A 9,680-nucleotide genomic window follows, 5' to 3' on the forward strand; every position below is an offset into this window, starting at 1 on the left:
CAATTTAAACCACCACCCCCCAAACCCAGATCCTTCCTGTTATCGTGGGCTCGTTTATGTTTATAAGACACAGGCCATCGTTCATCCCTTTCTCTGGCCGGCCCCCCGGGTGTGGCTGCTCGGGGGGCGCTGTTCGGGCCGTTCCCATCCCGTCTGATCTCAGAGGAGTCACGACCCATGAAGTGCATCGTTGCTGGTCATACCGCCGTTACCGCGAAGGAGTTCGCGGAGTTGGCGTTGGGCTTCGCCGAGCGTGCGGCGGGGTTCGACCCGGAGCTGTTCACCGGCACGGCCACGGAGTCCGCGAAGGATCGGGCGGCGCGGCTGGCCGTGGCTCGCGAGGTGGTCAAAGAGTTGCGGGAGGTCGACCCGGTGGCCGCGGCCTACGCCAGGGCGTTGCTGAAGGCGAGCGATCTGCCCCAGCGGGCGCCGCGGCCCCGGCGGGCCCGCAAGGCGCCGGCGCGGCGCCCGGCCGTGTGCGGTGCGCCGGGTCTGGCGGTGGCGGCGTGACGACAGACCTGGCAATGGAGGGACTGACGGTTCCTCTGCGGGCCCTGCGCCTGCTGGCTCTGGACTTCCCCGATCTGCCCGCCCCTGAGGTGAGGGTCACGCCGATCTATCCGACGCGGTTGGAAGTGTCCCTGCACGACGACCTGGGAGCCTTCGAGCCCTGGCGGGCCGCGTTGCGCATCAACCGTGACGCGGTGGACTTCCACTCCCAGAGCGACGGCAAGACATGGGTCCTGGAGGCGTACGCCGACTTCGCGGGCGCCACGGTGCGACTCATTGCCTACGGCGCCGCCCGCGCAGCCAAAGGCTCCAGCGTCGTGAGGATCGGCTGCTGATGGCCAAGCAGCCGAGCGATGACCTGTACGACCGCTACATGGGCGCCTTCGAGGCATCCGCCCAGCACTTCAAGGGCTGCGATGCCTGCCAGGAAGGCCGCAACTGCCCGGAGGGGGCATCGCTTCACGAGCGCTTCGCCCGCCTCCAGGACGCCTTCCGAGCGCGCCAGTCCAAGCGGCGCCGTTGACCCAGGAGTGACTGTGACTCGCACATCCAACGCCCTCGGAAGGATCCGGGGCTTCAACCCGTTCGCCGTCGTCGAGAAGCTGCTGACGCTGGCGGCCCTTGCTGTCGTGGCGGTCACCGTCGGCAGCCAGCTCGCCCCGATCCTCCAACTGGGCGGAAGGCTCGGCACCGTTGCGGCCTGGTTCATCGCCCTTGTCTTTGACGCGTTGTGGATCGGCGCGCTGAAGATGAGCGAGCAGGCCATCCGGCAGCGCAGTGTCCTCGGCATGACGGTGATGTTGTCCGTGGCGGGCCTGTCGATGGCCGGTTCGGTCGCGATCCTGCTGCTGATGGGGCACGCCCGCGTCTTCGCTCTGGTCCCCGTGGCCGCCGCCGTGTTCATGGGGCTGCGGATCTTCGCCGACCACATGCTCGCGGACGGCGCGACCTCCCGGGTCATCGCGGATCAGTCCGCGACCGCCCGCAACACGCTCGCCCGCACGTATGCCGATGCCCGGCATCTGAAGGCCAGGGCGGAGAACGAGGTCGTCATCGAGACGGCTGAGACGCTCGCGGAGGCCCACCGGCAGACGGTGCAGGCCAAGGCGCTGACCGGCATGCAAAAGAAGATCAACAAGGCTCGTGCGAAGGCCGAGGAGAAGCTGAAGGATTCCGAGGCCGAGCACGGCTCGGCGGCACAGGCTTTCGCGGCCCGCTCGCTACAGGTCCTGTCCACCCCCTCACAAGTCCCCCTCGGAATCGAGACCCACGCCGCGAGCAGTTCCGAGGGGGTCTCGGAACTCCCCGCGGTCCCGAGCCCGAACACACCGGAGCCCGCCCTTGGCGAGGCGGACTCCTCGGAATCCTCGGAAGCCTCCGAGCTGCACGAACGCCCCTCGAGGGCCGAACCCTCGGAAGTCCCTGCGGATGATTCCGAGGGTCCCTCGGATCTTTCCGAGGGACCGGGGCGCAAGCCCGGTCTCAGCGATGAGGAGCTGTACCTCACGGGCCGCCGGATCTTCACCGAGCTGGCTCCGCCGAAGTCGCTCAACGGCTTCATCAAGGCGATGAAGGCGCAGGGCGCCAAGGCCAGCTATGAGCGCATGGCCAAGACGTATGAGCAGCTGCAGGCGGAGTTTGCCGAGCAGCCCGCGTAGTCCGGCACACACCGATGGAGCCCGGTCCACAGCAGTGGGACCGGGCTTCGTTGCGACTGCCGGAAGACAGTCGAATGCACCACCCGTCCCCGGGCCATCGGTTGGCCGGCGGCTGGCGGGCTGGCGGACACAGGTCCGCAGGTCCCGCAGGTCCGCCGCGCAGATCCGGGAAGAGACCACGGGGGTTCGTCCTGCCCACTCCTACCGAGAAATGAGGACGCATGACCGCTGAAGCGGTCGAAGAGACGAAAGAAGCGAAACCGGCAACGAAACCGGTGAAGCCCGCGGCGAAGAAGCCGATGTCCGAAGAGGTCAGGTGGCTGATCGGCGGGCTGGCTGTCACCGGGCCCGCCTCCGGGCTGGTCTACCGGGACGAGGTCGAAGCCTGGATCTACGACAACCGCCTCTGGCTGCTCGGCATCGCCGTGCTGCTGATCGGATCATGTGCGCTGGCCATGAGCAGGGCCTACCGGCGCGGCCGAGGACCTCGTCAGCGAAAGGCCAACGTCGTCACCGCGTTCGCCTCCGACGGGTTTCAAGACTCCACACCGCACGGCCCCTTGTGGGCCTCTGAAGTTCGTCACGGTGACTCTGCCCTCTCCCCGGCCCATACGGCGGGGGGAGTGTCACCGGCCGTGCCGGGTGCGGCGCCGCAGGACGCGGTTGCTTCCTTCCAGATTGACGAGGCTCCGAAGCTGGCGGCCGCGCTGAAGCTCGACTACGCGGCGGGCAAGCCGCGCACGCTCAGCCGTGGGCGCGTCGAGCTGGGGGAAGAGTGGGTCATCGAGCTGCCACCCGGCGGCGTGTACGGGGATGTGGCCGGCAAGTCGGAGCGGGTGATCTCCTGGCTCGGCGCGGATGCCACGAGGGTCACGATGCGGCCGGGTCCCACCTCCCGGCATGCGGTCATCACGGTCCTCGACCAGCCGGTCTACAGCCGTATCCCGGACCTTCCCGACCCGATGGAAGCCGCCAACCGGGGCGTGATTCCGGTCGGGTACGACATGTACGGCGCCATTGAGGAGATCAGGTCACCGGTCGGCGATACGCACATTCTGATCGCCGGGTCCTCCGGCAGCGGAAAGACCGAAGAGATCAAGTGGCTCGTCTTTTTCGCTCTGGTCAACGGATGGGACATCGTCCTGGTCGACGCCAAGGGTGACGGCGATCTCGCGTACGCGGAAAAGGCGTGCCTGATCTACGAAGAGGTTCCCGATCACGATCGGATGATGGAGATCATCTCTTTCGTGGAGGAACGGCACGAAAAGCGCTCGTCGGAGAACAGTGCTTCGGTCCGGGCCGGAAACGGAAAGGTGAATCACCGGCCGCTTCTCTTCATCGTCGACGAGGTCAGCACCTACACCGACGAAGCCGATTCGAAGAAGCAGGCGACAGCATTCGAGGCGAAGCTGAAGACGGCCTCCCGGAAGTTCCGTTCTTCGAAGATCCTCGTCGTCCTGTCGACGCAGAGTCCGAAGGCTGAAGTCATCAACACGTCGATTCGTGCGAATCACCGTGTTCGTGTGGCCTTCGGGTGCGCCGAGACCGGGCAGTCGGATGTGATTCTCGGAGCCGGGACGGCGAAGAGTGGGCATGACGCCTCGAAGCTCCCTGGAATTGACGGGGCGGCGATTCTCCAGGTCAAGGACAAGTGCCGCCAGCTGCGCGGGTTCCTCGTCACGGACGAGGAACTCAACGCGGCCATCGATGCGAGGGCCGAGGAATTCCAGGAAGCCGAGCCCGAGCACGTGCGCCTCGTCCGCGAGGCGTACGCCGAAAACCTGTTCCTTTCCACCATCGAGTTCGCTTCCAGGCTCCGTGAGCTGGGGGTGGATATTGCCGGTGGGGATGACCGCACGGCAGTGGGCAAGGCCGTGTCGGCATGGCTGTCCGAAGCCTTCGGGCGACCTGTCCCCGCGGTCTCCGTCGACCGCGTTCAGGGGCGCCGCCTCAGCGACATCCTGACCCGCTAGGCACCCTGCCGGCCACCTCGCAAGCACCCTGCGGCCACCCTGTGCCGCAGGGGCGATGCAGGGTGCCCGCAGGGTCCCGTACAGGGTTCCTGAACTGCATGAACACACCTGAGGAGAGTGGGAGATGAAAGGGTCCGCGATCGGCCTGCTGGTGGTCGGATCGGGTCTTTTGGCGGTCACCGCCACAAGCCTGACCGGCAACCCGGCCGTCGGCAGCAAGGCCACGACGGCGGCCAACCGTACGGCGCCCGGATCGGTGCCCGCACAGTACGAGCGGCTCTTCAACGCCTGGGGCAACGAGTGCGACGCCATCACCCCCAGCATTCTGGCCGCACAGCTCAAACAGGAATCCGGATTCAACCCGAACGCCAAATCACCTGTCGGCGCGAAGGGTATCGCGCAATTCATGCCCGGAACCTGGGCAAACAACAAATTCGACGGCAACGGAGACGGCGAAGAGAACGTGTGGGACCCGGAAGACGCGATCCCGGCCGCCGCCAAGTACATGTGCAAGGTCTCATCCGACCTGAAGGATATACCCGGAGACAAGACACGTCTGGCGCTGGCCGGTTACAACGCCGGTCCCAGAGCGGTGCAAAAGTACCGGGGAATCCCGCCGTACAAGGAGACGGAACACTACGTCTCCACCATCATGGCGTCGGCCGCAAAGATGGGTCAGGCGGTCGGCGGGCAGACCAACGTGACGGTCGAAGCGGTCAATTACGCATCCGCTCAGATCGGCAAGGACTACGTATGGGGCGGCAACGGGGACGCGGACGGCGGGTTCGACTGCTCGGGTCTCACCAAAGCCGCCTTCTCGCAGGCCGGTGTGAACCTCCCCAGAGTCGCGAGCGCCCAGTACACGCACCTGGAAAATGACGGCTCGCTCGTCGAGAAGAACGACCTGCAAATCGGGGATCTCGTCTTCTTCAGCAAGAAGAAAAGGACGGGCAAGGCCACTCCTGCCGACATCGACCACGTCGGCATCTACATCGGCAGGGGCCACTTCCTGAACGCGCCCCGCACAGGGGCGAAGGTCCGTATCGAAAAGATCTGGTGGGACACCTACATGGGTGCTGGCCGGGTCTACCCCAAAACCGAGAACAGCAAGGAGGCGTGATGGCGAACGGACAGTGCATCGCCACTACCCAGGCCATGTATTCCGTGGCCTCGTCCGCTGAAAGCCTGGAAACGACGGTGTCCGTTCTGACGGGACTGGCCGTCTTCCTGGTTCTGATGTGCGCCGCGACCGCGATCGTCGCGGTCCGGCTCGGCTACACGGTCAAGCGCCTGAACGCGCAGCAGCACGAAACCCTCCACCGCACGTCCGAGAAGGAGCACTGATCATGGGCAAGTACACCGGAACGATCGTCGTCGCGGGCCCCGGGGATGGCTGCATCACCAAGTCCGACGGAACGAAGGACTGCTCCAAGGGCGCCAAGCAGGTCGTCAAGACGGTCAACGACACCGGCCCGGACCTGGCGCCCGTCTCCGGTTTCCTGCCGCTGTACGGCGTGATCATGGGCGTCCTGATCGGCGCGGTCATCCTGGCGATCGCTGCCGGAGCGGTCATCTCGGCCGGCCGCGGGGGCATTCAGGCCGGGTTCAAGAAGGACGGCACGGCGCTCAAGAAGACCGCGATCACCGTCGGCGGTCTGATCGTCCTGCTGCTCGGCGTGCTGGCCATCGGCCCCTCCATCGCCACGGCACTGGGCGGCTGAGCCGTGGCTGACGACAAGTGCGGTCTGATCAAGGGGCCTGCCCATAAGTACTGCGAGAAGGGCCAGAGCGGCGGCGGAGGCGCGGACCCGGACGAGCTGACACCGGAGATGCCCGACGCACTCGATCCGCTCGGCGCCGCCGCCGACTGGCTGTCCGACCAGGCGTCCGCCCTCTACCGGCTGATGGACAAGTCGATGATGGCGGCGGCCGATCCGCTCGGCGGCATCAAGGGCGGCGCGCTGGCGAAGGTGTACAACCCGGTGGCGGGCATCGCCCTGCTGATCGGTGCGATCGTTCTGGTGGGCGGGCTGATCTTCTGGATCACCCGCCCTTCGGGGCCCGCCTTCAAGAAGGCGGGCTCGGCCGGCGGGCGGTTCCTGGGGCTGCTCTTCCTGGTGACCGTCATCCCGATGGCCGTGGGACTGATCGCCTTCGCCTTCGGCCAGTTCTCCGCGCTCATCTACGCGGACCTGGCCGACCATCCCTTCAAGGGCATGGAGAAGTCGCTGCTGGGTTCCAGCGGCAATCCCTACGGCCGTCTCGCGCAGGCGGCGGTGGTGCTGTTCGCGGTCGGCCCGCTGTGGCTGCTGTGTGTCATCTCGCCCGTCGCCGTGCTCGCAGTGCTGGTGTTTCTGCCTCTGTCCGCTGCCCTGGGGGTCGGCAAGGGCTGGATGAAGTCGCGCAGCGGCAAGACATTGCTGCATCTCCTCGCGGCGGTGTTCCTGGCGCGGGTGCCGGTCGCCATCGTGCTGATGTTCCGCAAGGTGCTGCCCAAGAGCGCCTTGACCGATCTGCTGCTGACGGCCGCCACCACGCTCGTGTGCCTGTACATCCTCCTGAGCCTTCCTCAGATGGCCAAGAACGTCGCCGCGGCCGTCACCCGGGCGCCGAAGCTGAAGACGCAGAGCGAGGGACGCACCGCAGTCACGAAGCTGCCGGCCGACGCGGAGCGCCAGGCCCACACCAAGCGGCTGGCCAACGCGCAGGCAGCGCCCGGCAAGAGGAAGGCGACCCAGTCGGCGGCCGGCGTACACGCGCCTGGCCTTCGTCCCTACCCCGGCGGCGGCAAGGGAGTTCGGGCCGCGCTGAAGGCTCCCGGACAGACGGCGCAGACATCCCCGCCCGCCAACTCCGGCCCTGCCCGCAAGCCGCCCGCACAACAGGAAAGGACTCGTCATGTCCGCGTCCCGGACGTATCTGCTTGACCCGCTGTACGAGACCGAGACGCTCAAACTCCCCCCTTCCCGCACTGACCTCGCGGTCATCGGGGCCGGGGTCGCACTCAGCGTCACCCACGGCGTTGTGGTCCCCGGCATCCTGGGGACGCTCACCTGCATCGTCCCCGCCGCCCTGGCCGGGGCCCTGTCCCTGGTCAAGACGGGCGGGTCGACGGTCGTCGAACGGGTCACCCGCCGCGGCGGACACGCGCTCAGGAAACGCGCTCTGGCCAGGACCGTTGGGGAGTACGAGAGTGAGCAGGCCCCCTCCGCGACGGATGCGGAGGGGGCCCTGCCCCACCATGCCGTCTTCACCAAGATCAATGACCTTCTCTGGCATGAACGCGAGGGATACGCCTTCCCGCAGGGCGGGGGCAGGCTGCTGGCGGCGTTCGAGTGGGTCACCGACGGTGCCGCCCTCAAGGACGGCGCCCACCGCGACCGCGCCCACGACGCGTTGGCCTCGTTCCTGGAATGGGTCGCGGCCACCGGTCACGGGTCCTGCGTACGCGTCGTGCACGCGGTCAGCCCCTACCTGGGGGAGCGCGACATCCGGGCCGAGCAGGACGGCGACCTTGCCGCCTCCTACCGGCAGCTGATGGGGATGGTGAACGCGGCATGCGACGTGCACACCACCGTCATCCTCCTGTCCGTGCCCGCCTACGGCCCTGATGTCGAGGAAGAGACGGCCTGGGTCCACGCCGCCTTTGAGCAGGCGCAGGTGTGCGGGATCGACACCGGCCAGATGTGGGACCGCTCCGCCTGGGACACCGCGCTCTCCACGATCCGGGGCAGTGACCTGTACGAGATCCACGACAGCCATTTCCGCTCCGGTGACTTCGTCACGGCGAGTGCTGAAGTCGCCGACTTCAGGCGGGGGGGAGCGGGCCGCGGACTTCTGGCGCCCGATGATCACGACGCTGCCCCGCGTCACGCGCACCACCGTCGTCGAGTACCTGCCGCTGGACCGGCGCAAGGCCGAGAAGCGGCTGGAGACCGGGGAGATGCTGCGCACCGCGACCGCCCGCGACGAGAAGGACGTGAGGCGGGAGAAGACCTCCACCCGCACCGGCCGACGGGCCGCCGAACTCCACGAGGAGGACATCTCCGATGGCGCCGCCTACGTGAAGGTCGCCGCCCGAATCATGATCCAGGCCCGTGACGAGGCGGAACTGAAGGAATTTCGCCGGGAGATCGAGCAAAGCGCCGTATCGGCCGGCGCGCACCTGGCGTGGATGGACAAGGAACACGAGAGGGGCTGGCACTCAGCGCTGCCGCTTCCGGGAGGCGAGATCACATGCTGACCACCACCACCCGCCAGGCAGCAGGCCTGTTTCCCGGCTACGCCTGCAAGCCGGTCACCGACGGGGCGCTGATCGGCGCCTCGCTGCTGGACGGCTCCCCCTTCCGGCTGACCCCCGTCGACTGTGACCAGGAGGTCTTGCCGTCCACCGGCATGGCCCTGCTGGGCACGCTGGGCAACGGCAAGTCCACCAACACCAAGGTCATGGCGCTGCGGGACATGGCCAGGCCCAGGCGCCGCTACGCCGTCCTGGACGCCAAGGGCGAAGACGGCGTGGGCGAGTGGGACGCGGTCGCCGCGGCGCTGGCCATCACGCCGGTCCGCTTCGGCGAAGGGGTGTGCATGAACCCCCTCGACGCTCGGATTCCCCCGCTGCACCGCGTGCAGCTGGTGGCCGTGCTCGCCGAACTCGGCGGCCACCGGCCGCTGTCGCCCGGAGCGAGGATGGCCCTGGACGCGGCCATGGAGTCTCCCGCCGCCCGCACGCTGTCGGGGCTGATGGGCGCGGTCACCTCACTGCAGGCAGACGCGATCCCCGGTCGGTTCGACGGCGGGCAGCTGCTCGCCTTCGGGCAGGAGGTCGTGCAGGCGCTCTCCCCATTCATCCGCTCGGCCACCCGGGGCATGCTCGACGGTGAGACGTCGGTATCGCTGGACGAGAAGCTGACCGTGTTCGACTTCTCCCGCATCGACCGCACCTCCATCGCCCTGCCCGCGCTGATGTCGGTCGTCGGGGTCTTCCTGGAATCGGTATGGCTCGCTCAGGGCGGAGCCGATCACGGCATCCACTCGACCCTCATCGTCGAAGAGGCCTGGCAGATCCTCAAGCACCCGGCTACGGCAGCGCTGTTGCAGCGGATGATGAAGTACTCCCGCCGCGAAGGCCTCTCGGTCACCTCAGTCGCGCACAGCGCCAAGGACGCCAAGTCCGAAGAGGCCAAGGATCTCCTGCGCCTGGCCTCCACACGGGTCATCCACCAGATGGACGAGGACGAGGCCGAGCAATGCCGCGGCCTCTTCTCCCTACCCGACTGGGCAGTTCGACAGATCCCGCTCCTCGGCCGAGGGCAGGCCATCTGGCAGACCGGACGGCACGTCAACCTCGTCCAGACCCTGGTGACCGACTACGAGAAGCAACTGTGCTTCACCTCCCGGCGCCGCGACGCAGCCCAGGGTAAGGCACCCACCGTCAAGCCCGCTGCAAGCGGCGAGTGGGCGTGGGACATGCCGCCCAACGTCATCGACCACGCCGCCTGATCCCTCTCCTCACCTGCTGCACCGCGCCCCGCCCTCGTTC

12 protein-coding genes are annotated in these 9,680 nt (G+C 67.5%); all 12 read left to right on the forward strand.

Features of this window, described 5'->3' with window-relative positions:
* The first annotated feature begins 177 nt into the window (after window positions 1-177).
* The 12 genes from ACFWY6_RS40675 (at window position 178) to ACFWY6_RS40730 (ending at window position 9,640) form a co-directional block, all read left to right on the forward strand.
* On the forward strand, window positions 178-510 hold the full coding sequence (locus ACFWY6_RS40675; RefSeq protein WP_384701489.1) for a hypothetical protein: 333 nt from the start codon (window positions 178-180) through the stop codon (window positions 508-510).
* Window positions 507-845 (forward strand): hypothetical protein, encoded by a 339-nt coding sequence (locus ACFWY6_RS40680; protein ID WP_384701492.1) that lies wholly within the window; start codon window positions 507-509, stop codon window positions 843-845. The genes ACFWY6_RS40675 and ACFWY6_RS40680 overlap by 4 nt, the downstream gene beginning before the upstream one ends.
* Entirely contained in the window at window positions 845-1,033 is a 189-nt protein-coding gene (locus ACFWY6_RS40685) for a hypothetical protein (RefSeq protein ID WP_384701495.1), read from the forward strand. The genes ACFWY6_RS40680 and ACFWY6_RS40685 overlap by 1 nt, the downstream gene beginning before the upstream one ends.
* A 13-nt stretch (window positions 1,034-1,046) precedes the next feature.
* A complete protein-coding gene (locus ACFWY6_RS40690; protein WP_384701498.1) occupies window positions 1,047-2,168 on the forward strand; it encodes a hypothetical protein in 1,122 nt (373 codons plus the stop codon).
* A gap of 221 nt (window positions 2,169-2,389) precedes the next feature.
* Entirely contained in the window at window positions 2,390-4,141 is a 1,752-nt protein-coding gene (locus tag ACFWY6_RS40695; protein WP_384701501.1) for a hypothetical protein, read from the forward strand.
* A 124-nt stretch (window positions 4,142-4,265) separates the two neighbouring features.
* Window positions 4,266-5,261, forward strand: coding sequence for an NlpC/P60 family protein (locus ACFWY6_RS40700; RefSeq protein WP_384701504.1), 996 nt, complete (start codon window positions 4,266-4,268; stop codon window positions 5,259-5,261).
* On the forward strand, window positions 5,261-5,485 hold the full coding sequence (locus tag ACFWY6_RS40705; RefSeq protein ID WP_384701507.1) for a hypothetical protein: 225 nt from the start codon (window positions 5,261-5,263) through the stop codon (window positions 5,483-5,485). The genes ACFWY6_RS40700 and ACFWY6_RS40705 overlap by 1 nt, the downstream gene beginning before the upstream one ends.
* 2 nt (window positions 5,486-5,487) lie before the next feature.
* Window positions 5,488-5,862, forward strand: coding sequence for a hypothetical protein (locus ACFWY6_RS40710; protein WP_384701509.1), 375 nt, complete (start codon window positions 5,488-5,490; stop codon window positions 5,860-5,862).
* Between the two features lie 3 nt (window positions 5,863-5,865).
* Complete coding sequence (locus ACFWY6_RS40715) at window positions 5,866-7,068, forward strand: hypothetical protein (protein WP_384701512.1); 1,203 nt, start codon at window positions 5,866-5,868, stop codon at window positions 7,066-7,068.
* A complete protein-coding gene (locus ACFWY6_RS40720; protein ID WP_384701515.1) occupies window positions 7,040-8,242 on the forward strand; it encodes a hypothetical protein in 1,203 nt (400 codons plus the stop codon). Before ACFWY6_RS40715 ends, ACFWY6_RS40720 begins: the two co-directional genes overlap by 29 nt.
* The gene (locus tag ACFWY6_RS40725) at window positions 8,226-8,384 is read left to right on the forward strand and encodes a hypothetical protein (RefSeq protein WP_384701518.1); all 159 of its coding nucleotides are present in this window, start codon (window positions 8,226-8,228) and stop codon (window positions 8,382-8,384) included. The genes ACFWY6_RS40720 and ACFWY6_RS40725 overlap by 17 nt, the downstream gene beginning before the upstream one ends.
* The gene (locus ACFWY6_RS40730) at window positions 8,378-9,640 is read left to right on the forward strand and encodes a hypothetical protein (protein WP_384701520.1); all 1,263 of its coding nucleotides are present in this window, start codon (window positions 8,378-8,380) and stop codon (window positions 9,638-9,640) included. The genes ACFWY6_RS40725 and ACFWY6_RS40730 overlap by 7 nt, the downstream gene beginning before the upstream one ends.
* Window positions 9,641-9,680 lie beyond the last annotated feature (40 nt).

Origin of the sequence: Streptomyces sp. NPDC059037 (assembly GCF_042740015.1) — a bacterium.
GTDB lineage: Bacteria > Actinomycetota > Actinomycetes > Streptomycetales > Streptomycetaceae > Streptomyces.